Origin of the sequence: Micromonospora sp. NPDC049047 (genome assembly GCF_040649135.1) — a bacterium.
Classification (GTDB): domain Bacteria; phylum Actinomycetota; class Actinomycetes; order Mycobacteriales; family Micromonosporaceae; genus Micromonospora.
The window spans coordinates 594,540-619,490 of sequence record NZ_JBEZEY010000001.1 but is presented as its reverse complement, the minus strand read 5'-3'; the positions used below and the strand labels follow the sequence as shown (position 1 = coordinate 619,490).

General features: G+C 67.9%; 27 protein-coding genes and 1 pseudogene. 14 read left to right on the top strand and 14 right to left on the bottom strand.

Annotated features, from left to right (window positions below; genetic code table 11):
- From AB0B86_RS02730 to AB0B86_RS02720, 3 genes and pseudogenes are all read right to left on the bottom strand, one after another.
- Positions 1–1,038 (bottom strand): annotated as a pseudogene (locus AB0B86_RS02730) (hypothetical protein); the annotation flags it as partial.
- Positions 1,039–1,129: 91 nt separating this feature from the next.
- Entirely contained in the window at positions 1,130–2,485 is a 1,356-nt protein-coding gene (locus AB0B86_RS02725; protein ID WP_357407478.1) for an FG-GAP-like repeat-containing protein, read from the bottom strand.
- 796 nt (positions 2,486–3,281) lie between these two features.
- Complete coding sequence (locus tag AB0B86_RS02720; RefSeq protein WP_357407480.1) at positions 3,282–3,578, bottom strand: hypothetical protein; 297 nt, start codon at positions 3,576–3,578, stop codon at positions 3,282–3,284.
- A 4-nt stretch (positions 3,579–3,582) separates the two neighbouring features.
- On the opposite strand from AB0B86_RS02720, the gene AB0B86_RS02715 reads away from it, so the two are divergent.
- The 6 genes from AB0B86_RS02715 to AB0B86_RS02690 all read left to right on the top strand — a co-directional run bounded on the left by AB0B86_RS02715 (position 3,583) and on the right by AB0B86_RS02690 (position 6,044).
- The gene (locus AB0B86_RS02715; RefSeq protein WP_357415000.1) at positions 3,583–3,783 is read left to right on the top strand and encodes a hypothetical protein; all 201 of its coding nucleotides are present in this window, start codon (positions 3,583–3,585) and stop codon (positions 3,781–3,783) included.
- 24 nt (positions 3,784–3,807) lie between these two features.
- Positions 3,808–3,987, top strand: a complete 180-nt coding sequence (locus AB0B86_RS02710) for a hypothetical protein (RefSeq protein WP_357414998.1) — start codon at positions 3,808–3,810, stop codon at positions 3,985–3,987.
- A 55-nt stretch (positions 3,988–4,042) separates the two neighbouring features.
- A complete protein-coding gene (locus AB0B86_RS02705) occupies positions 4,043–4,420 on the top strand; it encodes a DUF2089 domain-containing protein (protein ID WP_357414996.1) in 378 nt (125 codons plus the stop codon).
- Positions 4,420–4,677, top strand: a complete 258-nt coding sequence (locus tag AB0B86_RS02700; RefSeq protein WP_357414994.1) for a hypothetical protein — start codon at positions 4,420–4,422, stop codon at positions 4,675–4,677. The genes AB0B86_RS02705 and AB0B86_RS02700 overlap by 1 nt, the downstream gene beginning before the upstream one ends.
- An 11-nt stretch (positions 4,678–4,688) precedes the next feature.
- On the top strand, positions 4,689–5,111 hold the full coding sequence (locus tag AB0B86_RS02695; RefSeq protein ID WP_357414992.1) for a hypothetical protein: 423 nt from the start codon (positions 4,689–4,691) through the stop codon (positions 5,109–5,111).
- Between the two features lie 261 nt (positions 5,112–5,372).
- Entirely contained in the window at positions 5,373–6,044 is a 672-nt protein-coding gene (locus AB0B86_RS02690) for a hypothetical protein (protein ID WP_357414990.1), read from the top strand.
- A gap of 176 nt (positions 6,045–6,220) precedes the next feature.
- Here the strand turns inward: AB0B86_RS02690 and AB0B86_RS02685 are convergent, their stop codons facing one another.
- Positions 6,221–7,456 (bottom strand): DUF418 domain-containing protein, encoded by a 1,236-nt coding sequence (locus AB0B86_RS02685; protein WP_357414988.1) that lies wholly within the window; start codon positions 7,454–7,456, stop codon positions 6,221–6,223.
- A 78-nt stretch (positions 7,457–7,534) separates the two neighbouring features.
- Between AB0B86_RS02685 and AB0B86_RS02680 the strand changes: the two genes are divergently transcribed.
- The 3 genes from AB0B86_RS02680 to AB0B86_RS02670 all read left to right on the top strand — a co-directional run bounded on the left by AB0B86_RS02680 (position 7,535) and on the right by AB0B86_RS02670 (position 10,200).
- Entirely contained in the window at positions 7,535–8,278 is a 744-nt protein-coding gene (locus AB0B86_RS02680) for a TetR/AcrR family transcriptional regulator C-terminal domain-containing protein (RefSeq protein ID WP_357414987.1), read from the top strand.
- A gap of 191 nt (positions 8,279–8,469) precedes the next feature.
- Complete coding sequence (locus tag AB0B86_RS02675) at positions 8,470–9,750, top strand: MFS transporter (protein WP_357414985.1); 1,281 nt, start codon at positions 8,470–8,472, stop codon at positions 9,748–9,750.
- A 60-nt stretch (positions 9,751–9,810) separates the two neighbouring features.
- Positions 9,811–10,200 (top strand): hypothetical protein, encoded by a 390-nt coding sequence (locus AB0B86_RS02670; protein ID WP_357414983.1) that lies wholly within the window; start codon positions 9,811–9,813, stop codon positions 10,198–10,200.
- Between the two features lie 29 nt (positions 10,201–10,229).
- Here the strand turns inward: AB0B86_RS02670 and AB0B86_RS02665 are convergent, their stop codons facing one another.
- The 4 genes from AB0B86_RS02665 to AB0B86_RS02650 form a co-directional block, all read right to left on the bottom strand.
- Positions 10,230–10,571, bottom strand: a complete 342-nt coding sequence (locus AB0B86_RS02665) for a GlsB/YeaQ/YmgE family stress response membrane protein (protein ID WP_357414981.1) — start codon at positions 10,569–10,571, stop codon at positions 10,230–10,232.
- A gap of 519 nt (positions 10,572–11,090) precedes the next feature.
- On the bottom strand, positions 11,091–11,870 hold the full coding sequence (locus AB0B86_RS02660) for a DUF6518 family protein (RefSeq protein ID WP_357414979.1): 780 nt from the start codon (positions 11,868–11,870) through the stop codon (positions 11,091–11,093).
- 110 nt (positions 11,871–11,980) lie between these two features.
- A complete protein-coding gene (locus AB0B86_RS02655) occupies positions 11,981–12,103 on the bottom strand; it encodes a hypothetical protein (protein WP_357407499.1) in 123 nt (40 codons plus the stop codon).
- Positions 12,104–12,150: 47 nt separating this feature from the next.
- Entirely contained in the window at positions 12,151–12,732 is a 582-nt protein-coding gene (locus AB0B86_RS02650) for a TetR family transcriptional regulator (RefSeq protein ID WP_357414977.1), read from the bottom strand.
- A gap of 80 nt (positions 12,733–12,812) precedes the next feature.
- On the opposite strand from AB0B86_RS02650, the gene AB0B86_RS02645 reads away from it, so the two are divergent.
- The 3 genes from AB0B86_RS02645 (at position 12,813) to AB0B86_RS02635 (ending at position 15,415) form a co-directional block, all read left to right on the top strand.
- Positions 12,813–13,586, top strand: a complete 774-nt coding sequence (locus AB0B86_RS02645) for an oxidoreductase (protein WP_357414975.1) — start codon at positions 12,813–12,815, stop codon at positions 13,584–13,586.
- 1 nt (position 13,587) lies between these two features.
- Complete coding sequence (locus AB0B86_RS02640) at positions 13,588–13,956, top strand: VOC family protein (RefSeq protein WP_357407505.1); 369 nt, start codon at positions 13,588–13,590, stop codon at positions 13,954–13,956.
- A 421-nt stretch (positions 13,957–14,377) separates the two neighbouring features.
- The gene (locus AB0B86_RS02635; protein WP_357414973.1) at positions 14,378–15,415 is read left to right on the top strand and encodes an acyl-CoA desaturase; all 1,038 of its coding nucleotides are present in this window, start codon (positions 14,378–14,380) and stop codon (positions 15,413–15,415) included.
- Positions 15,416–15,526: 111 nt separating this feature from the next.
- Here AB0B86_RS02635 and AB0B86_RS02630 read toward each other — a convergent pair whose 3' ends face one another.
- From AB0B86_RS02630 to AB0B86_RS02620, 3 genes are all read right to left on the bottom strand, one after another.
- Entirely contained in the window at positions 15,527–16,252 is a 726-nt protein-coding gene (locus AB0B86_RS02630; RefSeq protein WP_357414971.1) for an alpha/beta hydrolase, read from the bottom strand.
- Positions 16,253–16,517: 265 nt separating this feature from the next.
- Entirely contained in the window at positions 16,518–16,901 is a 384-nt protein-coding gene (locus AB0B86_RS02625; RefSeq protein ID WP_357407511.1) for a hypothetical protein, read from the bottom strand.
- 149 nt (positions 16,902–17,050) lie between these two features.
- Positions 17,051–17,236: a hypothetical protein gene (locus AB0B86_RS02620; RefSeq protein ID WP_357407513.1), complete on the bottom strand. Its 186-nt coding sequence runs from the start codon at positions 17,234–17,236 to the stop codon at positions 17,051–17,053.
- Between the two features lie 65 nt (positions 17,237–17,301).
- On the opposite strand from AB0B86_RS02620, the gene AB0B86_RS02615 reads away from it, so the two are divergent.
- Entirely contained in the window at positions 17,302–17,664 is a 363-nt protein-coding gene (locus AB0B86_RS02615; RefSeq protein ID WP_357414969.1) for a nuclear transport factor 2 family protein, read from the top strand.
- Between the two features lie 235 nt (positions 17,665–17,899).
- Here AB0B86_RS02615 and AB0B86_RS02610 read toward each other — a convergent pair whose 3' ends face one another.
- A complete protein-coding gene (locus AB0B86_RS02610) occupies positions 17,900–18,292 on the bottom strand; it encodes a hypothetical protein (RefSeq protein ID WP_357407517.1) in 393 nt (130 codons plus the stop codon).
- Positions 18,293–19,090: 798 nt separating this feature from the next.
- Here AB0B86_RS02610 and AB0B86_RS02605 point away from each other — a divergent pair.
- Entirely contained in the window at positions 19,091–23,395 is a 4,305-nt protein-coding gene (locus tag AB0B86_RS02605) for a fibronectin type III domain-containing protein (protein ID WP_357414967.1), read from the top strand.
- 121 nt (positions 23,396–23,516) lie between these two features.
- On the opposite strand, the gene AB0B86_RS02600 is transcribed toward AB0B86_RS02605, so the two are convergent.
- A complete protein-coding gene (locus AB0B86_RS02600; RefSeq protein ID WP_357414965.1) occupies positions 23,517–24,746 on the bottom strand; it encodes a helix-turn-helix domain-containing protein in 1,230 nt (409 codons plus the stop codon).
- A complete protein-coding gene (locus tag AB0B86_RS02595) occupies positions 24,733–24,894 on the bottom strand; it encodes a hypothetical protein (RefSeq protein ID WP_357414964.1) in 162 nt (53 codons plus the stop codon). The genes AB0B86_RS02600 and AB0B86_RS02595 overlap by 14 nt, the downstream gene beginning before the upstream one ends.
- Between the last annotated feature and the right edge of the window lie 57 nt (positions 24,895–24,951).

Sequence of the window (24,951 nt, the reverse complement as noted above, 5' to 3'; positions counted from 1 at the left end):
ACCCGCGTTGGAGTCCATGTTGTTCGGGTAGTACACCATCGTCCCGTCCGGCCGGATACCCAACGCGTCCGCGTGACCGTCACCCGACACGTCCGCAGCCATCACCTTGTCGAACTGCTGCCACTGCGTGCCGATCGGAGTCCCCTCGGTGAAGGGCTTGTTACCCGCGTTGGAGTCCATGTTGTTCGGGTAGTACACCATCGTCCCGTCCGGCCGGATACCCAACGCGTCCGCGTGACCGTCACCCGACACGTCCGCGGACATCACCTTGTCGAACTGCTGCCACTGGGTGCCGACCGGAGTTCCGGTGGTGAAGGGCTTACCACCCGCATTGGAATCCATGTTGTTCGGGTAGTACACCATCGTGCCGTCCGGCCGGATGCCCAACGCGTCCGCGTGACCGTCACCGCTGACGTCGCCGACGGTGCCGCCGATCGTCGGGGGCAGCGGCGCGACCGTCCACCAGCTCGTCTGCTTCTTGGCGCCGGCCCAGCTGAAGCTGAAGTGGATGTGATTGGTGTGGCAGCCGCTGGCCGAACCATCGCAGGAATAGCTCTGCCAGCCCGCCGAGGACTCGTACGACTTCCAGATCTGCCGGTTCCAGATCAGGTACATGATCCCGAGCCGCCGCGCGTTGGCGTGCTTGTTGCCGTACTTGTCCGTGGCGAGGAGCCAGTTCAAGATGTCGTTCGCCTGGGCCTTTTGCGTGGAATTGTTGATGTCCAGCATGTAGTCCAGCGCGCGCCCTTCCTTGTGCTCGCTGGTTCCGCCGACATCGCACGCCCGACCGATCCCGTACGAGTGCGCCTTGTACGTCGCGTTCAGCAGGTTCTTGAAGGCGACGACGCCCGGCTTCGGCGTCGGGTCACAGGTGTCCTGGCCGTCGTACGAGGCGTAGCCGTCGATCGACTTGCCGAAGTCGGGCGTGGACGGAGCAGCGGAGACCGCTGCGGCGTTGCCCAGCACAGCGGCGAGCATTACCGAGGCCGCCAAGCTCGCCGCGGCGAGCGTGGAAGTCTTCTTCCTAAAGAGACGCATCTCCCGGATTCCTTTCGGATTTTTCTCTGATGGGGGTCGCACTACCGTCGGCGGTCAAGATGCCACCGACATAAGAGGAGCTGCGAATCGGCTAGGCGATACGGTTGTAGATCTGCCAGCCGTTTCCGATCTGCTTGCCGTTGATGAACGGCATACCACCCGCGTTGCTGTCCATGTTGTTCGGGTAATACCACAGCGACCCGTCAGGCTTCGTCGCCACGACATCAGCATGACCATCACCGCTGATGTCGCTGGCGACAATCCGATTGAAGTCCCGCCAACCCGGCCCGACCAATGTGCCGTCGGTGAACGGCATACCACCGGCATTGCTGTCCATGTTGTTCGGGTACCACCACATCGTTCCGTCGGGCTTCGTCGCCACGATGTCGGCATGCCCGTCACCACTGACGTCGGCCGCGACAACCCGGTCGAAGTCCTGCCAACCCCGCCCGATCTGCTGACCATTGACGAACGGCACGCCACCGGCATTGCTGTCCATGTTGTTCGGGTAGTACCACAGCGTCCCGTCGGGTTTCGTGGCCAGCACATCAGCATGACCATCACCACTGACGTCGGCCGCGACGACCCGATTGAAGTCCTGCCAACCCCGCCCGGTCTGCTTACCGTTCACGAAGGGCAGCCCACCGGCATTGCTGTCCATGTTGTTCGGGTACCACCACAGGGTCCCGTCGGGCTTGGTCGCGACGACATCAGCATGACCATCACCACTGACGTCGGCCGAGGCCACACGATCGAAGTCCTGCCAACCCTTACCGATTTGCTTGGCGTCGACGAACGGCAGGCCACTCGCATTGCTGTCCATATTGTTCGGGTAGTACCACAGCGTCCCGTCAGGCTTGAAACCCAACAGGTCCGAGTGGCCGTCACCACTGACATCGCCCACGCTGCCGCCCGGTGATCGTGCCTGCTGACCCCACAGCACGCTCGAGATGATGTCTCCGTCCCTGGCCTGCGGCTGATAGGCGTAGGGCGTTCCCGAGACCTGCACGGCCTGACAGACCTCACCGATGGGATCGGTCATCCAGGTGCCAGGTCTCACCCTGAGCATCTTGTCGAGGAAGCTGTTCGTCGCGTACACCGGATTCATGATCTGTTCCACGGTGCCCCACCCGGCCGACGGGCGTTGCTGATACAACCCGACGCTGTCGCGGTCGCCGTACGTCAGATTGCGAATGTCGCTCTCCACGATGGTCGTGGTGATGGCAATCGTCGCGGCCCGCCGCGCCATCCCCCGACTCTTGACCCTCGCGACTATGACGCGGGCACACGACACCTGGTATGCCGTTATCGAGTGGGCCAACTTACCGGTGAGGCGACCGTTCAACGCGGTCGCGGTCTGGCCGTCGGCAGCGGTAGGTCCGGCCGGATCGCAGGCCGCCGTGTCGGCGGCGAATGCGGGAGCGGGCACCGCGGTGAACGCTCCCATTACTAGTAGTGCGGATAATGGCACCGAAAGGACTCGGTGTAATGCTGCACTTCGCATAACTGTCCTAAATTCAACCTGAGCAGTCGACACACGTCCGCCGGGTGCCCTGTTTCCAGCAGACGCGTCCAAGGGTTCCGTCCGCCCCCGCGCAGACGGGCCGCCAGATCTCCAATCCGGGCAATAGGCTCGAGGGATGCACCACGACATCAGCCACGCCGACCTGCGACGTCTCCTGCCGTAAACTTCGGCTTATGGAAACGCCGTCGACGTAAGCTGGCGTTTATGGCGGACCTCAGCATCACCGCGACGGTCCATCGAGTCAACGGAATGTCAACTTCATGACGCAACGATGAAAAACTCCCCGAAACCCGCTCTCGGGGCAGCAATCGTCGACTCGCTGTGCTATCGGCCCGTCTGCGGGCCGCGCCTCGCCGACACCTTGACGGCTGGTCCTGGTAGGACGACTGTGGTTCGACAGTCCCGGCTGGCGCTCGCGTCAACGCGGCCGGACACCCCGGAGGACGGTGACACCCCGGTCAGTGCCGAGTCCGAGCACCAGGACGCCTCGCGTCCGGGGACGAGGCACCGGAGGTGCGGGTGGAACACGTCGGGCGGCAGGCCGGGCAGTGGTCGACCGGTTCGCCGTGCTGCTGGCGGGGTGATCGGCACGGCGATGGTGCCGGCACGGCGATGGTGCCGGCACGGCGATGGTGGCCGGCGACGGCATCGCCCGACTGTCGCCGCCGCCGACCACCACGACGCCCGTCCCACGCTGACAGCGGTGAGACGCTCGTGATCAGAGAGCCAGTTTGACTCCGGCTGCCGCGCACACGGCGGTGAGGTCCTGGCCGGCCTTCAGGTAGGCCGGGTTGTCGGCGGCGGACGCCGGGTCTGCCGCCGCCGCGGCCTTGGTCGCCTCGGCGCCGAACGGCCGGAGGGCGGCGGCGACCTTGCTCTCACCGCCGGTCGAGGCCAACGCGGTCACCTGCTTCCCCAACTCCGTCAGGATCTTCTTGAAGTCCGCCGCCGACGGCCCACCGGCCGTGGCGATCTTCACCAGTTCGGCCTTGAGGTCGTCGCTTACCTTCTTCATCGACGTGCAGAGTGCCTTGTCGCTCGCGGTGCCCGTCGCTGCTGACGTCGCCGGCGCGGCGGTCGGGGAGGCAGGCGCCGAGGTGGCGGCGGACGTGCTGGCCGACGGCGTCGATCCGGCGGTCGTCGCCGTATCGGGGTCACCGCAGGCGACCAGAGCGGTGGCAGCGGCAAGGATCAACGCTGCGGAAGCAATTCGGGAGTGATTCACGGAGCGCACGCTAGCCGACGTGGCGTACACCCTGCAGGCGCACGGCCGGGCCGTCGTGGTCGGTGAGACGACACGGGGTGGCGCACATCCGACGGCCCGCCACCCGGTCACCGCGCACATCCTGGTGACAGTGCCGACCGCCCTCCATCCCGCGTGGCCCCGGGAGACCCACCGTCCGCCACCCACGGCCCAATCTTAAGAAAGTTAAGATCCCACTCTTGGAAGTTGGGGATTCTTAAGATACAAATTCAAGTATGACAGAACAGGCGATGGACTGGCAGGAGCTGACCAGCCTGACGCGAGGGCAGCCGTTCGTCGTCGAGCGGGTCCGCCTGGCGAGCAACGGCGTCGCGATCGAGGGCGAGTTCGAGCTGCCGCAGCTGGCTCAGCTCAACGTCGAGGACCAGGTCTTCGTCACCGCGTTCGTGCGCTGCCACGGCTCGATCAAGGAGATGGAACGCATCTTCGGGGTGAGCTACCCGACGATCAAGTCGCGCCTCAACCGGATCACCCAGATGCTCGACTTCGTCGAGACCGACCCGGCGCCGTCGCGGGCCGACGTCATCGACAGGTTGCGCCGCGGTGAGATCACCGCACAGCAGGCGTTGGCCGAGCTGGACGACCAGCCGTGATGCCGCAACTGGTGACCGTCACGGTCGACCGCCCCGACCGCCGGCCGCTGCGCTTCTGGGTTCCGGTGCTCCCGGTGGCGCTCCTGCTCTTCCCGGTCGTGGTCCTGGTCGTGCTCGCGGCGATCGTGGCCTGCCTGGTGTTCCGCATCGGTGTGGTGCGGGCCCTCGGCGCCGGTTGGCGCGTCGTCTCCGCGCTGCCCGGCTCCCACTTCGACATCGAGCACGGCCGCACGGCCGTGCTCGTGGCCATCCGATAGGAGAGGTTCGAATGACCGAACAACGCAAGGACATCCTCGACATGCTGGCCGCCGGCAAGATCACCGCGGAGGAGGCGGAGCAACTCATCGCCGCGCTCGAACGGGGCCAGGCACCGACGGCGGCCGGTCACGACGTCCGGCCGAAGGGCAAGCTGAAGTATCTGCGGGTGGTGGTGGACGCCACCGACAACGGCGAGCCGTCGCGGGTAAACGTGCGGGTGCCACTGCAACTGCTGCGTGCCGGCGTCCGGCTGGCGGCGCTGGTCCCGCCGCAGGCCCTGGTCAAGGCCAACGCCTCACTCAGCGCCTCGGGCGTGCCGATCGACCTGACGCAGCTCAAGCCCGAGCAGTTGGAGGCGCTCGTGGAGCACCTCGACGACATGACAGTGGAGGTGGACTCCCCCGATGCCACGGTGCGGGTCTTCTGCGAGTAGGCGTCGTCCGATCGGACGGCCCCTCGGAAGGGTGCGGGAACACCCTCCCGAGGTCTGCGCCCGCCGCAGCAGAGCACAGGTGAACTGCCAACCTGAAGTCTAGCCACGCACCGGCGCACCAGCGGAGGGACCACTCGTCACGGGTGGTCCCTCCGCTGCGTCGCGCCGGACGGACGCATGTCGGCAATCCGTCGTTGTCCGGGCGTCGGGGCAATCCGTAGCGTCGCGGCTACGCACCGATGCCCAGCGGAAGGACTCCTCGTGACCGAACTCGTCGCTCCGCAGCTCGTCGTGAACAGCAGAATGATCTACTTCGGCTGGCTGCCGGCCAACCCGGACGCGGTGGCCGCCCTGGTCCCCGACGGTCTCACGCCGGCACCCAACCGCCAGGTGTTCATGAACCAGTACGTCGTCGACGACGACGGGCAGACCTCCGGCTTCGGCGCGTACTCCCTGACGTACATCGGGCCGGACCTCTCCGGGCTCGACGCACCCGATGGCGTCACGCCCGGCCGCTGGTGGACCCACTACGTCAATTCCAGCCCGGTCGTCCGGGCCTACGCCGCCGCCCGGGGCGTGCCGGCGACACCGGGAAAAACCACAATCGAGGTACGCGGGCAGCGGCTGATCGCGACCACCGAGGCCGACGGCGTACCCGTGATCAGGACGACGGCCCGCGTCGGCCGCACCGGCGACGCCGTCAACCGGGGGCAACTGCGCTACCTGACCCAGCTTGGCGGCCGGCTGCACAGCGGCAACTACCCGTTCGTCGCGGAGCCGGTCGACCCGTTCGCTGTCGAGTCGCTGGAGTTTCTCGAACCCGACCACCCGGTGTACACGCTGCGCCCGGCCGATCCGCTGGAGATCGTCTGGGGTTTCTACTCGCCGCGCGCGTCGTTCGCCTACCCGGGCGGCGAGTCGGTGCTCGACTGACGGGACGCCCCGGTCAGGGGTTGATCAGTTTCCATTCGCCTTCGGAGACGACGTCGACGCTGGTCGGCGTCCTTCGCCATGTCGCTGCCGTCCGGGACGAACCCGAGGTCGAATTCGGCGTCCAGTTGTACGGGGTGACCGCGATGCTCCCGGCGCTGACCCCCACGTAGACCGTGTCAGTCAGCGACGGCAGGAGGTCGGCCAGGCCGGACTGGCGCATCCAGTGGGTCAGGTCCGTTCGTCACCCGCCGTAGCGCCCACTCCGCCGGCCCGTACCGGTGATGGCGCAGCCACCACGCGCTCACCGCAAGCTGCGCCGCGAAGATCAGCAATGCCAGCACGGTCGTCCCCACCGGCGACACCCTCCCGGCCAGGCCGAGCCCGATCCCGCTGAAGATGAGCAGTCCCAGCAACGATTGCCCCAGATAGTTGGTGAGCGCGATCCGCCCCGCCGGGGCGAGGGCTGACCGCACGAACCCGAACCGCGGGCTGTGCATCATTCGCAGCAGCGTGGCCACGTACGCGGCCGTCAGCAGAGGCGCTGTCGCCGCGCTCGCACCCACGGCCAGTGACTCGCCGTTGCCGCCGCCCAGCGCGTACACCACGCCGCCCGCGACACCCGCCGGGAAGCCGATCCACTGGATCCGCCGCAGCACCGGTTCGTGGCCGCTGACGCCGGCGAGGAGCCGCCGTCGGCCGGCAACCATGCCGATCAGGAACATCGCCAGCGCCGTCGGGCCCTGGAACGTCGCGGACTGGAGCACCAGGAAGGGGAGGCCGGAGAGGTGGTGGCCGATGACGTCGCCCCACCCACCGAGCATCGCGGCGGTCGCGTTCTCGGCGTTGGCCAGCGCCTCGGCTCGGGTCGGCAGGAACGCGGAGGAGTCCACGAAGAGCCCGCTGGCCAGCAGGCTCAGCAGCACGATCCCGTAGAGCACGCCGGCGACGCGCAGCGCCGTCCGGTCGCGGACCCGGCGCATCGCGAGCAGGACCAGGCAGACCACCGCGTACGTCATCAGGATGTCGCCGCCGTACAGAAGCGCGGTGTGCAGCGCACCGAGGATGAACAGGCCGGCGATCCGGCGCAGCATCCGCGGCGCGAACGCGGCGCCCGCGCGCCCGGCCGCCGCCATCTGCAGGGTGAAGCTGTATCCGAACAGGAACGAGAAGAGGATGTAGAACTTCATGTCGACGAACACCGCGGACAGGAACCGCGCCGCGTCGTCAAGGACCGACGAGAACGCCGGGTCCGTGATCAGGTTGCCCGGGTAACCGGAGGCCATGAAGGTGATGTTCACGACGAAGATCCCGAGCAGCGCGAAGCCCCGCAGCGCATCGAGGTCGTGGAGGCGCTGCCCTGCGCTCGTCGACCGGCTCGCCGTGGCGCCGATCGCGCCCGCTGACACGTCCATATGCTTCTTCTCCCCGTCCGGCCCGACGACAGCTTTAATGTACAGGAGATACTATCCATGGGACACAATCTGCCGTCAATGGCCGATGACGTGCCCGCCGACCTGGCGCGGCTCTGGCGACTGCCGACGTCCACACGCCGCGGCCGGCCCGCCGAACTCGACGTCGAGCGGGTCGTCGGCGCCGCGGTGGACCTGGCGGACCACGAAGGGCTGGACGGGGTGACCCTGCAGAAGGTCGCGCAGACTCTCGGCTTCACCAAGATGTCGCTCTATCGGCACGTGGGCTCGAAAGAGGAACTCCTCGAACTGATGACCGACCACGCCACCGGGGCCGCCCCCCGGCTGGACGCGGACAACTGGCGTGACGGCGTGCATCGCTGGGCGGCGGCGATCCGCGCCCGGTACGCCGAACACCCATGGCTCGTGGAGGTTCCGCTCGCCGGCCCACCCCGAGGGCCGAACGCCATCGGCTGGATGGACGCGTTCCTGCGGGTCCTGCACGACACGGACCTGGATCCGAGGACGAAGGCAGGCGTACTCGTCGTCGTCAGCGGTTACGTGCGCAACGCGATCCTGCAGGGCCGGCAGATGGCCGAGGGCCGCAGCGGCACCGGGCTCAGCCAGGCCGACGTCGAGCAGAACTACGGCCACGCCCTCGCCGCGCTCGTCCGCCCGGAGCGCTTCCCCGAGGCCGCGCCGCTGTTCGCGGCGGGCGCGTTCGAGAGCGAACCGGGCGAGGACCCAGAGGACCAGGACTTCACCTTCGGCCTCAACCTGATCCTCGACGGTGTCGAGGCCGCCATCGCGCGGCGCACGGTCTGAAGCGCGGCACGCAGTCGTACGAGCCGACGCCGAGGACGAACGTGGCGAAGACGCCGATCCGCTGCCTCCCCGGCAGGATGAGTCGCCCGAGCAGGCCGACGAGGGCGCAGGCCATCTGGCGGATAAGGGCAGTTCACCGGAACCCTGCCCGCATCGTGTGACGAAGGTCAGCAGCTGGGTAGCGTTCCACAATGGCTACCGCGTCGCCGCACCGACAGCTGGTCACTGCCACGTACCTCGCGTCGGTCGTCTTCGGGGCCTTCTGGGGCACCTGGGGCTCGGCCGTGCCCCGTGTCCGCGACCAGGCCGGTCTCGACGACGCCCGGCTGGGCGCCGCGCTGCTGTTCATCAGCGCGGGCGCGCTGCCGGCGATGCTCCTGACCGGTCGCGCACTGGACCGCTGGGGGTTGCGCTGCACGGCCCTGACGGTGGTCGCCCTCGGCGGCGCGGGGCTCGCCGCCTCCGTCACGGCCGGCGGGCTCGTCGGGTTGTGCGCCGGGCTGACCACCGTGGGTGTCGCCAGTGGCGCGGTCGACGTCGCCATGCACTCCGTCGGCGGACGCGCCGAGCAGCGCTCCGGCCGACCGATCATCACCCGGACCGGCGCGGTGTTCTCCACAACCGTCGTCGTGTCAAGCCTCGGCACCGGCGCCTCGTATGCTCTCGGGGCGCCCACCTGGGTTCCGTTCGCGGCCGTACTGCTGGTGTCGGTGCTGGCCGGTGCCGCCATCCACCGCACGCTGCCCGCGGACATGTCCCGCCCGGAGCCGGTCACGCCGAGCAGCACGAGCGGCTTCCGGATGCCTGTCGTACCCCTGCTCCTGGTGGGTGTCCTCGGTGCGCTCGCGTTCGCCAGCGAGAACGCCCACCAGAGCTGGGGTGCCGTCTTCATGGAGGACGTCCTTGCCACCGGGCCCGGCCTCAGCGCGATAGCACCTGCGGCGTTCGCCGCCGTCGTGGCGACTACCCGTTTCGCGGTCAGCACGCTGAATCCCGCGCACGCCCGCAAGGTCCTCGTCCTCGGGTCGGTCGTCGCGGCCGCCGGCGCGGCACTCCTCGCCCGCGCTCCGTCGGTGCCGGTCGCCCTGGCCGGGCTGGTCCTCGCCGCGGCGGGGACCGCCGCCCTGTTCCCCACACTGTTGAGCATCGTCTCGCGCAACGTCGTCGAGTCCTCGCGCGGGCGGGCGACCTCGATCGTGACGGCTGTGGCGTACCTCGGATTCCTGTTGGGGCCGGTCTACGTCGGACTGTGGGCGTCGGCGACCGGCCTGCGGGGCGCGATGGTCGCGGTGGCGGCGCTCGGCCTCGCCCTCGCCGCGTTGGCCCTTCCGCTGCTGGCGCTGAGCCGTTACGCGGTGACGCCCCGCCCGGCGGCGCAGGAGCAGGAAGAGGCCCCTGTCACCTCGGCGCACAGCGCTGACCAGCAGGCTGCCCACGCCCCGCCGGCCGCCGGCCGACGCATTGACGTCTGACCCGCGCCAGGTCGACGGCGCCACGATCTCAGGTTGTCCGCAGATGGCATCATCGATCCGATGAACGTTCGTCGCCTGGCGGCCATCGACATGTACGGCAGCCGAGGAACCACCCGTCGACGGTGGATCATTCTGGCCGAGTTCCTCGTCGGCGTGGTGCTGATGGTGACGTGGGGCTGTTGGCTGCTGGCGTCAGCGAACGGCTTCGGCACCCGAGCGTTCGGCCTGTGGTTGGTCGGCGCGGGTCTCAACTACGCGCCACTGTCTCTGTACGCGCTCGCGCTGATGCGGCCCGGTGCCCTCGACGCCGAGTTGGCTGGCGTCAACACCGACGGGGAACTGCGCCGGTACACAGTGCTTCAGCTCTGGGTCTTCGTGCCGCTCACACTCGTCGTGTTCGCCATCCGCGGCGAACTCGCCCGGAGCAGGACACGGACGACAGCTCCCTGACCGCCGCACAAGCCAGCGGACACGGTTCGTCAGCCCCTGGCCTTGCTGCGACGGACCCGCCGACGGGGCGTCTCGTCGCCGCCGGCGAGCCTGGTGAAGGTGAGCATGTTCGCCAGCGCCACGGCGATGATCGCGACGCCGACCTGGATCGCGAGCACTACCCAGTCCCAGCGCAGCACCCACACCCGCACGCCGGCTGCGTCGTCGACATGCAGCGCCCTGGCGACCACGGTGCCCAGCACCGCCGAGCCGACGCCGATGACGAACGTGGCGAAGACGCCGATCCGCTGCCTCCCCGGCAGGATGAGTCGCCCGAGCAGGCCGACGAGCGCGCCGATGAGCACCGCGCCGAGATAGCCAGTTACCAGCATTGCCGTCTCCCTCCAGCAGTGCCGAGATACATGCCCGAATCTCACGTTCCCGGAAACCCCGCCCGGGGCATCGCCCGGCCGTGGCCGAGGTTTCCGGACTGACAGGGGCCGCGACCTCGGCAGAACCCCGGGCGGACAACTGATGTGGATGACCGGACCATTGAGCCCATGACCGCTGAACCACCCGCGTACGCCGTGCCGGGCGTCGAGTCCGAGGACCCTACCGACACCCCTGGCTACTTCTTCTACCGCGTCGACCGACTCGCCGGGTTCCCCCCGGTCGCGGCGGCGATCGGCCGCGCCCCGAGCGTCCTGCCGGCGATCTGCTCGGACGACAGCGCGATGCGGGAGGCTTTCGCCCAGAGCCGCGGTGGGCTCTGCCGGCAGCTCTGGGTCGGCACCGACGACGGCCTGCACTGGGAGTTGAGCTTCGGCGACGGCGTGAAGTTCATCGTCGACCCCGGTGACGAGCCGGTGGATTTCCTCCGGGACGCTCTCGTGGCGCAGCCGGACGTCAGTTCAGCCGAGCACTACTGCGACGAGAACCTCACTGTCGAGACGACCCGGGTGCTGCGCGCCGACGAGATGGCCGCCTACTTCATCGACACTGTCGTCGCCGCCCACCGCGAGTTCGCCCGCAGCCGGGGCATCGACCTGCCGTACTGAGGCACCGGCGGACGAGACGGTCCCGCCGGCCACCGCGAAGCTCACCAGGATCATGCCGGCCAGCGGCACGGCCGCCGCGACGGCGAGGGCCCGACGTCGATGCGAGCCGCCGGTCAGCACCACGATCAGCAGACCCAGCGCGCTGTCGATGACCACGTTCCACCACACGCCGGCCCCGTAGTCGGGGTCGGTCGCCTTGCCGGCGAACCGGGCGGCCTCCTCGAAGAACACGGCGGCCGGCAGCGCGACCCCGACGACCTGCCGCCACCCCGCACCGCGCGCCCACGTCCCGCCGGTGCCGAAGACCACTCCGGCGAGCACGCCGAAGACCATCCAGACCAGCGACGACGGTGCCCAGAGCACCGCCAGGTCGTCGCCCTGCAGGAGCGCCGCCGCCAGGTAGTAGCTGGGCACCGCGACGACGAGCAGGACGGTGGCACCGACTGCCGAACGCCGCCACCCGGACCGCACCCAGAATCCGAAGAAGAAGGCGGCGACCGCCCAGGTCGCTGTGGAGTTGCCGAGTTCGGCGACGGGAAACGGCAGCCATTTGATCCAGCAGAAGTGGAGAAAGCCGAGCAGGAATCCGCCCACCACGGAGGCGAGCGCCACCGTACGGTCGCCAGGTCGCATGGCGGCAGAGCATACCGAGTATGCCCATGCTGACCTGGTCGGCCCCTCCCCCACCACGCCAATAGCCGGCCACCGGGTAACGCTGGTCGCGCCACGCCGGCAGGCGCCGGCTACGCGCGGGCGACATCGGCGATGACGGTACGCGCCAACGGCCGGCACCGAACCTCGGCCGGCACGATGCTGTCCGCGTCCGGGAAGGCCCGCTTGTCAGCGACGCCGGCGCCCTCAGGCACGGCTCAGCCGAAGGCGGCATCGAGGCCGCGACTGGGTGGCGTTCCCGCTAAGCGCGCACCTTCGGCGTGCCGTGGCGCAGGCCGTCGAAGAGGATCGCGGTGATCTGCCGGGCCTCCTCCTGCCATCCGTCGGTGGCGCGCATCTCGCAGATGCCGCCCATCGCGCGCAGCAGAGTCCGCCCGGTGACGTCGTCGCGGACGGTGGCCGCTGCCGCTCCCGCGGCGAGCAACTGGTCGAGTGACTGGGCCATCCGGGTGCGGGCGTCGTCGAAGACTGGGGAGTCCGTGATCATGATGCTCTCCAACGCCTCGGCCATGCCCTTGCCGATGGCGGCGTGGTCGACGAGCAGCAACAGGAACCGCCGCAGGGCTTCATCCGGGGTGTGCTGACCGAGGAGTTCCGCGGGGGCGGCGCACAACTCGTCGACCTCTTGGCGGTAGACCGCCTCGATGAGGGCTTCGCGCGTGGCGAAGTGACGGTAGAGCGTTCCCACCGAAACTCCCGCCTGCCGCGCGATCTCCTCCACGCCGGTGTCAGCCTCGCCGCCGAGGAACATCTCCCGGGCCGTGATCAGCAGCGCCTCGCGGTTGCGGCGGGCGTCGGCGCGCAGCGGCCGTGACGGTGACAACAGATCCTCCATAACCTGAGTCCGACTCCGCTTATGGTACGTTTCCGGAGTCCGGTTCACCTTACCGCAGAGGAACACACATGACCTACTCGGAAGATGGCCTGAACGGCCTTCGCGTGCTGGTCACCGGCGGCAGCCGTGGCCTCGGCGAGGCCACCGTCCGCCGTTTCGCCGCCGCCGGAGCAACTGTCCTGACCGCCTCGCGGGGCACGCCCCCGGAGGACCTGCCGGCCACCCACTTCCCCGCCGACCTCGCGACCGAGGACGGGGTGGCCGAACTCGGCCGGCTGATCATCGACCGCGTCGGCGGGGTGGACGTGCTCGTCAACAACGCCGCTGGTGCGAGCGCACCCATGCCGACGCTGCAACGCTCCGACGCGTCCTGGTATTCGGACCTGGAGATGAACCTGCTCAGCGCCGTCCGGCTCGACCGGGCGCTGGTCCCGGGCATGGTCGAACGACGTTCCGGCGTCGTCGTCCACGTCTCCTCGATCGCCAGCCGGCTGCCGCAGCGCACCGAGGCGTCCTACGCGGCGGCGAAGGCGGCACTGAACGTCTACAGCCGGGAACTGGCCACCGAGGTGGGCCCGCACGGGGTCCGCGTGGTGTGTGTCCTGCCGGGCTTCGTGGCCACGGCCGGCGCCGTCGGGCACCTGACTCACATCGCTGACCAGCAGGGCATCGGCCTCGAAGAACTCAAGCAACAAATCGTGGAGCACCTGAAGGTTCCGATGGGCCGGCCCGGCGATCCTGACGACGTGGCCGAGATGATCGTCTTCCTCGCGTCCCGACGCGCGAAGTGGATCACCGGCGCGGAGTTCCGCGTCGACGGCGGAATCATCCCGGTGGTATGAGATGACCTTCAACCTTGCCGCCATCATCATCGACGCCGCCGACGTGGACGCCGAGAGCACGTTCTGGCACCGGCTACTCGGCGGCTCGATCACGACAACCGAGAACCATCACTTCCTGCGCGTCGACGGGTTCCCCGCAGTCGTGATCCAGCGAGCTCCGGGACACGTTCCGCCGGCCTGGCCGCAGGACGGCGCCCAGCAGTTGCACGTGGATCTGACCACCGATGACCTCGTCTCAGCGGACAGAGTGGCGCTCGAAGCCGGCGCACGTCGACTGCGTCCGGCCGACGACGCCGACCTCGCCACCCACCGGGGCGGTCGTGTCTACGCCAGTCCCGCCGGACATCCTTTCTGCCTGCGGCCGGTCTGACACCTCTGAAGATCTCGGCGGGCGATTCGCCTGGCCGGAGGGTGTCGCCAACGCTTGGTACCTGAGCGGCGGCTTGATCATCATTGGGCTGCTCGTCATGGTCGTGGGCTTCGTGAGGGAACGACGGCGACGTTCCGACGGCTGACGTCGATCCAGGTCGGCCCGCCTGGTCGCCGGGTCATCGAGTCAGGCCAACCAGCGTGGCCAGTCGCGCCCCGCTGGCCGACGCTGACGCACTGCTCGCGTATCAGTTGCCATGAGCTGCCGGTTTCCTCGTGAAAAAGCACGGCTGTGCGGGAGACTGGGCGCATCAGCGGCGGTTTGCTGGTTTCGATCTCTGGCGGACCACGGACGACGTGCGCGAGTGCCTGGTCATGGTTGACGGCGGAGACGGCGAGCTGATCGGCGAGGGGTGGCGACGGTGAGTGACACGGATCTTGGCACCCGCAATGACCGGGGCAGTGAGTACGCCGACCTTTCCCGCCTGGTCCGAAGCGCGGGTCTCCTCGACCGACGACCCCGCCGCTACGCGGCCCGGGTGACGGTGATCCTGGCGTGTCTCGTCGTGCTGGGCGTGCTGTTCGTGCGGCTCGGGTCGTCGTGGTGGCAGATGGCCACCGCGGCCGGCGTCGCGGTGCTGCTCGCGCAGTTGGCGTTCCTCGGTCACGACGCCGGGCATCAGCAGATCTTCCGCTCCCGTCGGGCGAACGACGTGGTCGGCCTGGTGTGCGCCAACCTGGTGACCGGGATCAGTTTCGGGTGGTGGGTCGACAAGCACAACCGCCACCACGCGAATCCGAACACCGAAGGCCGCGACCCCGACCTCGCTGTGGCTCCGCTGTCCTTCACTCCGAGTCAGGCTGCGGCACAGCGCGGCCTGGGGGCGCTGTTCGTCCGGCACCAGGCGGCGCTGTTCTTTCCCCTGCTGCTGGGGGAGGGTGTGCACCTGCACGGTGCCAGCGTCCGAGCGGTCTTCCGCCGCGGCGGACTCAAGCGCCGACGAACTGAGGCCGGCCTGCTCGTCCTGCATTTCGCTGGCTACCTCGCGGCCGTGTTCCTGGTGCTGAGCGTGCCGCAGGCGATCGTGTTCATCCTGGTCAACCAGGCCATCTTCGGGCTCTACCTGGGCAGCTCCTTCGCCCCGAACCACAAGGGCATGCCCATCCTGTCCGAGGCCGACAACCTCGACTACCTACGCCGACAGGTCCTCACCTCCCGCAACGTGCGCGGCGGCCCGCTCATCGACGCACTCCTCGGTGGGCTCAACTACCAGATCGAGCACCACCTCTTCCCCAGCATGCCCCGACCCAACCTCCGCCACGCCCAGCCACTGATCCGCCAGTTCTGCGCGGAACACGGCGTCGCCTACCGCGAAACCACCCTCATCCAGTCCTGGGCGCAGGGGCTGGCACACCTACGGGCAATGGGCAACGGATCGACCCGACCGGGCAACGGCTGAAACGGTGAGGGCCGAACTGCTCAGCGGGAGGCGGCAACGTCGAGCAGACTCCTCGCCAGCTCCTCCGGGCTGTCGCGCAGGAGCGATCTGAGCAACTGGTAGCCGGTCCGGTCAGCGCGGCAGCGAGCGCAGCGCCTCCACCACGGCGTCGGGTGCCCGCAGCGGCACGAAGTGGTCGGCGCCGGGTATTCGCACGAGGCGGCAGCCGGGGATGCGCCGCGCGGCCTCGACGCAGGACGGGACGAACGACGGGCGTTCGAGATCGCCGAGCAGTAGCACGCAGGGAACAGCAACGTCCTCCAGCCGGGACCACGCGTCGCCGTCATCGACGAAGGTTTCGCCCCAGTTGAGCCAGAACCGGACCGCCGAACGCAGCAGATCGACGACGAGCGGGTCGCGGCCGGCCCGGGCCCACCGGGCGACACCCTGCTCGACGAAGGTATCCGGGTCGGCGCTGTCCGGCTCGTCGTCAGGATCGTGGGACGGCGGGGCGCCGGAGATGCCCGGGCAGGCCAGCACCATGCCGCGAACCCGATCCGGTTCGGCGAGGGCGAGGTCGAGCGCGGTGCCGCCGCCCATGCTGCAACCGACGAACAAGGCCGGCCCGACGTCGAGCCGGTCGAGCACCCGACGCAGGTCGTCCACCCGGGAAAATCGCCCAGCCGGCGGCGCGGAGCGGCCGAAGCCCCGCACGTCGTACCGGATCAGCCGGTGTTGCCCGGCGAGCCGCTCCCAGACGGGGTTCCAGATGCGTGAGTCGCCCACGCCCGGGTGCAGTAGCACGACCGGCGGCAGGCCGCCCCCGGTGTCCTCGGCCCAGACGGACCCGTCCCTCACATTGATCAACTGCCCCACGGCGACGAGCCTCCCACACGGGCGGCGCTCAAGCGCGGGGATAAAGACTCGAGAGTCGACACTCCGTCGAAGGCCGAACTGCTCGTGCGGGCGCTGATGGGCGCGGCTGGTCACCGCTGCGCTGGGCAGGAGGTCTCCGGTATGAGGTTCTTGCCTGGTCGCAGCGCCCCACACCGGAGACGACCTCTGTTACCGATTACTGCCACGCCGTGACCTCGACGCTGCCGCCTGACTTACGGAAAGCGCCTCAGCAGGAACCGTGCCAGTTCACCTTGGTCACGATTACCTGAAGATAGAAGATGTTGCCGCGTGGAGTGGCGCAGTGCGTGATGACCGTCGACTCGTCCTGCCACGTGTTGTGGTATTCCAATTCGACATTCGCGGTCGTGTAGTTGTAGAAGGTCTTCGTCGGGGCGCTTCCGGTCCACGGGCCGGTGGTCACCAGGGACGGGGTCTCCGTCGGGCCGGTGTTCACGGGAGCCCAGTTCGGCCAGGCACAGAAGGTGCCCTGCTGGCAGTTGCCGGGCGGCCACGGCTCATCAGCCGGAACGGCCGCCGAGGCCGACGCGGCGGGAATGGTGGCCAGCAGGCCTGCGGTGGACAGGGCAATTGCGAGGGACTTCAGTCGCACAGAATTTCTCTTCTCCCCAGAGGACTCGGTCGATGAAAGTTACCACCGGGAAAGTTGAAAGATCAAGCATCTGATCCACTGTCGTCAAAGCTATGAGTCTCCTGTGGATCCGCTGAAATTGCTGGCAATCGCGGGTCCGTAACTGTCCGTCAGCCGGTGAGGCCGTCGACCGTGGCCAGTCGCGCCACACCGGCCGGCGCCGGCTGCGCGCGGGCGAGGTCGGCGATGGCGGTACGCACCAACGGCCGGCACCGGACCTCGAGCCGCGCCGCGTCGGCGGCGCTTGCCGCACCCGGGGGCAGCAGGGGCGGCCGGGAACAGCAGCTCCCACCCACCGCCCACATTCTGCTGACCGCGAAGTGACTTCCGTGAGGTCTGGTCCACCAACCATGCTGGCTCGATGGATTCGCCGGAACTCGCAACGTCGGAGCGGCTGCTCACGAACCTCTACGCGGCATTCAACGAGCGTGACATCCCCGCACTGCTAGCCGCCATGACGCCGGATGTGTCGTGGCCAAATGGCTGGGAGGGCGGCATCGTTCACGGCCGCGACGAGGTGAGCGCCTACTGGCGCAGGCAATGGGACCAGCTCGAACCGACCGTCATGCCGACCGCGTTCGCCGCGGAGGCCGACGGGCGAGTCGTCGTCACCGTCCACCAGGTCGTCCGCGACAAAACCGGAGCGACAATCGCGGATCACACCGTCACGCATGTCTACCGATTCGACGACGGCTTGGTGGCAGAAATGGAAATCCGAGCCTAAAGACGAGATGCGGGTGCCGTCGATCAGCCAACGGATCACCAGGACGGCCTGTTCGAAGCAGCCCCACACTCATAGCGACGCAGAACCTCGATGAAGGTGATCCCGGGAAGACCACCTTCATACCGAGGTTCTGCGTCTTCTCGTTGCCCCGCAACGGATCCGGACGCGTCCGGACCGCCGATCGAGCCAGCTAATCCAAGTCATTAAACCCTTACTCGGAAGGGCCGGTGGAGGATCAACAGGGGGTCAGCTGCCAAGTCACCTTCGTCACGTTGACCGGTATATACAGGTCGCCCCCGGTCCCGCCGGCAGGAGCGCAGTTCTTGAAGGGCATCGACGAGCCGAAAGTGAACCCGGATATTACGGCGTCGCGGCCTGTGCCGTTGTAGAAGTTGAATCCCTGGATGCTGCCGGTCCACTCGCTGTTGGTCGTCAGAGACGGCGTCTCCACGGGACCCTGCGGCGGGTGATTCCAGTTGGGCCAGATACAGAGCATGCCCTGCGGGCAGTTCCCGGCCCCCCAGCCTTGTATCGACACTCCGGGTGCTGCCGCCGAGGCGGCGGGGGCGGCGGCCAGCACGCCTGCAACGGATGCAGCGATGGCGATGGCGATGGATTTCAACAGCACGGTTCACCTGCTCTTAGATAGACGTTTGTCGTTGTAAATTTACACTACCGGCGGAAAATTGACAGGTCAAGCACCTGAAACGATGTGCCGGTCGAGGAGGGCCAGGCAGGCGTCGCTCCTGCCCACAGGCCGGTCAGCGGGTCAGGCCGACGAGCGTCGCCAGTCGCGCCACGCCGGCCGGGACCGCCGGGGGCGAGGTCTGGGTGCGCACCGATCCACGCCTCGTCAGCGAGTGGGCGCGGTGGTTCTGACCAGCTGACGGACGTCGTTTCCCCGCGTGCCAGCGGCTGGATCCCGGCCGCGGTCCGCGAGGACGACGAGTTGACGCTGATGCTCGCCACCCGCCCACAACGGCCCTGACCTGCACCGAGGACAACGGCGGCGAGCAGGGGTGGCCGCGCGGCGATCCTCGCAGTGCCTCCGCCGGGCTCCGGGAGTTCGTCCTGTCGCGATGTCCTCGATGGACCGAGGAATCCGGACCAAACGCGTAGGGCGCAATCGCCGCTCCCGGAAGATCCCGTGTTGCCAAGGTGGGCCAAAGATGTTCAATTCCCACCTTCGAAGCAAATGGCACGTTGCGCATTCCGGGGTCGCTCGACCTCAGCCGAGCCTGCTAGCTTCAGCCCGATCCCGATCTTGATCAGGGATAACGGTTACCATTAGAGGGGGTTCTTGTTGTCCCTGTCGCCATTAAAGAATCGGCGCATCGCAGCAGGCGCTGCCGCCACACTGATAGCAGCCATTGCGATCTCGTTTCCAACGCGAGCCCAGGCCGTTGACGCCTTACCGGCGCAGGGCATGTCGGCCGCAGCGGTCAACGCAATGTTCACGGCATACGGAAACGCCGGAGGTCACTGGACTGGCGGCGACCGCACTTTCTCCGTGCGCCTGCCGGACGGTCGGCTGGCCTGGCTCTTTTCCGACACGTTCCTCGGCAGCGTGAACGCCGACGGCTCGCGTCCGTCCAACTCACCCATGGTCCACAACACGCTCGTGGTGCAGAGCGGCACGACGCTGACCACGACGCTGCACGGCGGGACGTCGTCGGCGCCGAAATCGTTGATGTGTGATGACAGCGTGGGCCTGGGCTGTTGGGTGGCCGGTGCGATAGTCGAGGGCAGCAATCTCCAGGTCCTCGTCAACAGGTACGCCGCGATCGGTCCGGGCACGTTGGATGTCGCGCCCACCGGGAACGCCCTCGTGACGTTGAGCCTCCCCTCGCTGTCGGTTACCGGGGTCCGGGAGCTCCCCATGAGCCCTCGGATCACCTGGGGGCAGTCGCTCGTAACCGACAACGGTTACACGTACATCTACGGATCCGAACACGCCCCGGACTTCAAGTTCGCGCACGTCGCCCGCGTTCCGGTCGGCGGCCTCACCGGGCAATGGCAATTTTGGAACGGATCCGGGTGGGCCACGGCGGAGAGTTCTTCGGCACGGGTGGCAAGCGGGGTTGGCACCGCATTCTCGGTCAGCAAGCTGGACGGCCGCTTCGTCATCATAACTGTGGACAGTCATCTCGTCTTCAACAACTCCATCGTTGCCCACAGCGCTGACTCTCCGATGGGGCCGTTCTCCGAACCGCGCGAGCTCGCACGGGCCCCTGAGGCAGGAAACTCGCCGCCGACCATCGTCTACGACACCTCGTTGCATCAGGACCTCGCTCGGGAGGGCAAGCTACTCCTGTCATACAACGTCAATGCCCTGAACACCGATGACTCCAAGGCGGACGTGTCAATCTATCGCCCAAGGTTCATCGAGGTGGACTGGCCGCTGCCCGCATCAAACCCAGCAGGTGTGCCGGCTGCCCCCAGCGACCTCACGGCGCAGGCGGACGCGAACGGCGGAATCCACCTCGCCTGGCGGGCCCCGGCCGGCCAGAACCTGAAGTACTGGGTCTATCAGCGGGACACCACCGCTCAGCAGATTCAGTGGGTGCGACTGCCCGCCTCCGTCACCACGCCCAGTATCGACCTCTCGCAGCTGCGCGGCGGCCATACCTACGAATACCGGATCACCGCCGAAAACGGGATCGGCGAAGGCCAGGCGTCCTCGGTAGCCGCCGCGGTCGTCACCGTGCAGCCTCCGCCGGCACCCACCGGTCTGACGGCAGTCCCCCAGTCAACTGGTGACATCATCCTCAACTGGCAGCCGGCCGACCGATCCTGGTATTACGAGATCGAACGGCTCGACGTCACCGCAGGCAAGACGGAGTGGCTGCCGCTCGCCCACCCGGACGGGACCGCCACCACGCTCACTGTCAGCCTGCTCGAACACCAGAACCGGTACGATTTTCGGGTCCGTGCGGTCGGTGGGGGCGGTAAGGGCCCATGGTCGGCGACGGCGAGCGCCACGGCTCAATATTCTGTGCCTGCGGCACCGAGCGGGTTGGTTGCGACCGCTCAAGCCAACGGCGACGTCAAGCTGGCGTGGACCGCGCCCCCGGGCCAGGTGTGGCATCGCGTGTACCAACGTGACGTGACCGCAGGCGAAAGCGCGTTCACCGCCTGGCCTCTTCCGGTCATCGACGCCACGACCGCGACGGCGACCTACCTCGCGCACGGTCACCAGTACGAGTTCAAGGTCGCCGCCACCAACAAGGGCGGCGAGTCTGCGCACTCCAGTGTGGCGCGGGCGACCGCTACCTTCCCGCTGCCGGGGGCGCCGACCACCCTGCGGGCCACGTCCGGTGACGGCAAGGCGACGCTGACCTGGCAGGCTCCGGGCGGGAACGTCTGGTACCGGATCTACCAACGAGACGTCACGGCCGGCGAAGCTGCTTTCACGGCCTGGCCGTACCCGGTGACCGAAGGTACCTCCGCAACCGCTCTCTACCTCGCCAACGGGCACCAGTACGAATTCAAGATTTCTGCCACCAACAGTGCCGGTGAGGGTCCTGCAAGTAATGTCGCGGCCGTTACCCCTGCCCCGGCGATGCCGACTGCTCCGACCGGCCTCGCGGCAGTGGCGAAGCCGAATGGCACGATCCAGCTCACCTGGCAGGCGCCCGGTACCAATGTGTGGTACCGAATCTACCAACGCGACGTGACGGCGGGCGAAACGACGTTCAAGGCCTGGCCCTATCCGGTCACGGAAGGAACCACAGCCACTGCGGAGTACCTGACGCACGGGCACAGGTATGAGTTCAAAGTTGCTGCCACGAATGCGGCAGGGGAAGGGCCCAGCGCAGCCAGCAGCGCCACCGCAACATACGCGCCGCCCGCAGCGCCGACCAATCTTCGCGGTGTCGCCATGGGCGAAGGCAAGATAGAGCTGAACTGGGACCCACCGTCGCCGAACACATACTCGGTCATCTACTGGCGAGACGTCACCGCGGGACAGACGGCGTTCACCCGCCTCGAATACCTCAGCAGCCAGCCTTCCATCACCATGGAGTACCTCACCCAGGCGCACACCTACGAGTATCAGGTCGCGGCCACGAACGCTGGCGGTGAGGGGTCACGTTCCTCGGCGGTGCGAGTCACGGCGTACTACAGCCTGCCCGCGGCACCGTCGAATCTCACTGCTCGGGCAGGCGACGGGCAGGTCACCCTGAACTGGACCCGTTCCCCCACGCCCAACGCCCAATACATCGTCTACCACCGGGACACGACAGCCGGGCAGTCGTGGCAACGTACGCCCTTGCCGATCGACAACGCCACGATCACGATGCAGTTCCTCAACAACGGCCACTCGTACGACTTCCGGGTGACGGCCTCCAATGCGGGCGGGCAGAGCCCGCCGTCCAACACCGTCTCGGCGAGGCCACTACCTCCACTACCCGGGCCACCCTCGAACCTGACCGCCAGGGCCGGTGATGGCGAGGCCACGCTCAGCTGGAGTGCCAGTTCCTTCCCGAACGCCTACTACCTGATCGAATACCGCGATGTCACCGCCGGTCAGAGCTGGAAGCGTGCCGAATATCCGGTTCCGGGTGGCACGTCGATCACCATGGGCTTCCTGCACAACGGGCACCAGTACGAGTACCGGGTCCGTGCCAGCAACGTCGCCGGCGAGAGTAGCCCGTCGAACGTGGCGAGCGTACGACCCATGCCGCCCCGACCCCAGGCTCCTTCCAATCTCACCGTGACGGCGGAGGGCTGCGCCTCCGTCAGTCTGAGTTGGACACCGAGTCCCAGTTCGAACGTGTACCACTGGATCGAGTACCGAAATGCCACCACAGGGCAGGCCTGGACCCGAGGGATCTACCCGATTATTGGCAAGTCGACGATCAAGATGGATCTCCTCACCAACACTCACACCTATCAGTTCCGGGTGCTGGCAGACAACATCAGCGGCGACAGCCCGGTGAGCAATGTTGTCAGCGCTCGACCCATGGCGCCCTCGCCCAACCCGGCCCGGTGGGTGGATGCCACCGGGGCTCCTGGACGGGTCGACGTGATCTGGTCACCATCCACCACTACCGGCTGCGGCGCTCCCTATTACCAGGTCCAGGTCCGCAACAGGTGGGAGCAGGGTGACTGGAGAGTTCTCGGCAACACGACCGACACGAAGTGGACCTGGTACAGCCTGAACAGCAGCGACCTCCACGAATTCAGGGCTGTTGCCATTAACGAGACAAGCTGGAACTATGGCGGCTCTGACGTTGACAGCCCTCTTTGGATACCGACGTCGTCGACGGTGACTCGCCCCATCAACGTGCTCAACGGCAGCAACGGGTCAGCATCCGCCTGGGCCATCAAGTACAACACCCCGTGTTACCTGGACTCCTTGCAGACCGTGTGCATGGGGAAGTCCCCCGGCGGCAGGCAACCGATGACCGTTGGCGACATCCTTCACTATCCAGATTCTTTGCAGGATTTTCGAAGCGATCTCCAGGCGGAGGCCAGAGACAGAACGTGTCTGCTGGAGAGGCTCGGCCGATCGACCGCTCTCAACTTCGGACCAGATCTCATGCGGCATGAAGCTGTGCACTCTGTTCAGTGGAGCGGTTACACGAGCGTGGCCCACTACACGGTGGCCTATGGGATGGCGACGGCAGTCTCAAAGCTCAAATTCGGCAACAACTACGCAGGAAACTGGTTCGAGACGGATGCCAATCTGTATCACGGCGGTTACGAAGAAATCGTCTGTATTCCCTGACCGGTAGCACCGGGCAACCATGAGGGAGTCCCTGAGCCAAGCGCCGACCCTTCGAGGCGCCACTCAGGGGCTCCCTCAGCGTGTGGCACCCCACGAGCGGCCGCCCCGAGGCGACGGAGTCTCACCGGGTGAGGCCGACCAGCGTCGCCAGTCGCGCCACACCGGCCGGCGCCGGCTGCGCGCGGGCGACATCCGCGATGACGGTACGCGCCGACGCCCGACAACGAACCTCAGCCGGCGCGACTCTGTCCGCGTCCACCAGGGCGCGGGCCGCCCCGCGCACGTCGCCCAGGTGCAGGTACGCCCGCGCGACGTCGACCAGGTACGCGCCCCGATACTCGGCCGGCAACCGCCGCCACCCCTCCCGCCGCACGATCAGCGCATGCCGCCGTACCGCCTCGGCAGCGTCACCCCGCGCGGCCGCAACCAGCACCCGCGCCACCTCGACGGCGACCGGACCGAAGCTGGTGCGGTGCGTGTCGTCGTACCCCCGAAGGTTTGCGGCGACGCCCGCGGCCCGGTCGGTCAGCTCGTCGGCGCGGCGGTGCTCGCCGCATCCGGCGGCGGCCAGCGCCGCCTGCACCAGCAACGTCCCACCCAACGCCCACTCCCCCGCCGCCGCAAACGCGCCCCCGCCCCGCTGATCATGGAGGCGGGCGGTTTGATCTCCCGCAAACCCGCCAACCTCATGATCAACGGGATGGCATCCGGGAAGGAGGCGGTTGGCCGCTGGTAGGGCCGCGGTCAGGGCCAGCGGATCGCGGTCGTTGGCGCGGAGGGCCTGGGTTACCGAGATGGTGGCGCTCGCCGCCTGGAGCGGGTCGTCGCCGGCGGCGGCCATCGCGCGGTCGGCGGGCAGCCAGGCCAGGTCGGCCTCGCCGAGCTTCACCAGCAGCGACGAGGTGATCCGGTACGCGTGCACCAGCAGCTCTGGTTCCTGCGCAGCCTGGGCGGCGTCGAGCAGGCCCGGCACCAGGCGCACCAACTGCCCGTAGTGCGCGTGTTGGTAGGTCAACCACGCATGCCCGACCTGCCTGCACAGCTCGTCCGTCCGCGGTGGAGCCTGCGGGATGTCGTAGCGGGCGAGCGCGGCCCGGATGTCGTCCACCCCGTCCGGCGTGCCCGCCGGAGTGCTCCGCGGCTGGCCGAGCAGCACCTCCGGGTCGACCCGCAGGACGTGGGCCAGCTCCTGGATGACGGAGTACCGGTCCAGGGCGCGGGCGCCACGCTCGATCTTGTCCACCCAGCTCTTCGACCTGCGCAACCGGTCGGCAAGCATCTGCTGCGTCATCTGCCGCCGCACCCGCCAGCTCGCCACGCGGCGGCCGATCGGGATGTCATCGCTTGTCACGCCGCCACCGCCGGTCCGGGACCGCGCGGGTCGTGTCGTCTACGGGTACGCGGTCCGTCTCGGCTTGGGCCAGGAGGCGCTGTTTGGCAGCCTCCCGCTCGGCCGCCTCATTGCTGTTCTCCGGAGCGTTGTCGTCCTGACCGCTCATCCCCGCCTCCTCCGGTGGAGGCCCAGCAGCTCAGGATCGACCGTTGCCGCGCTGGGC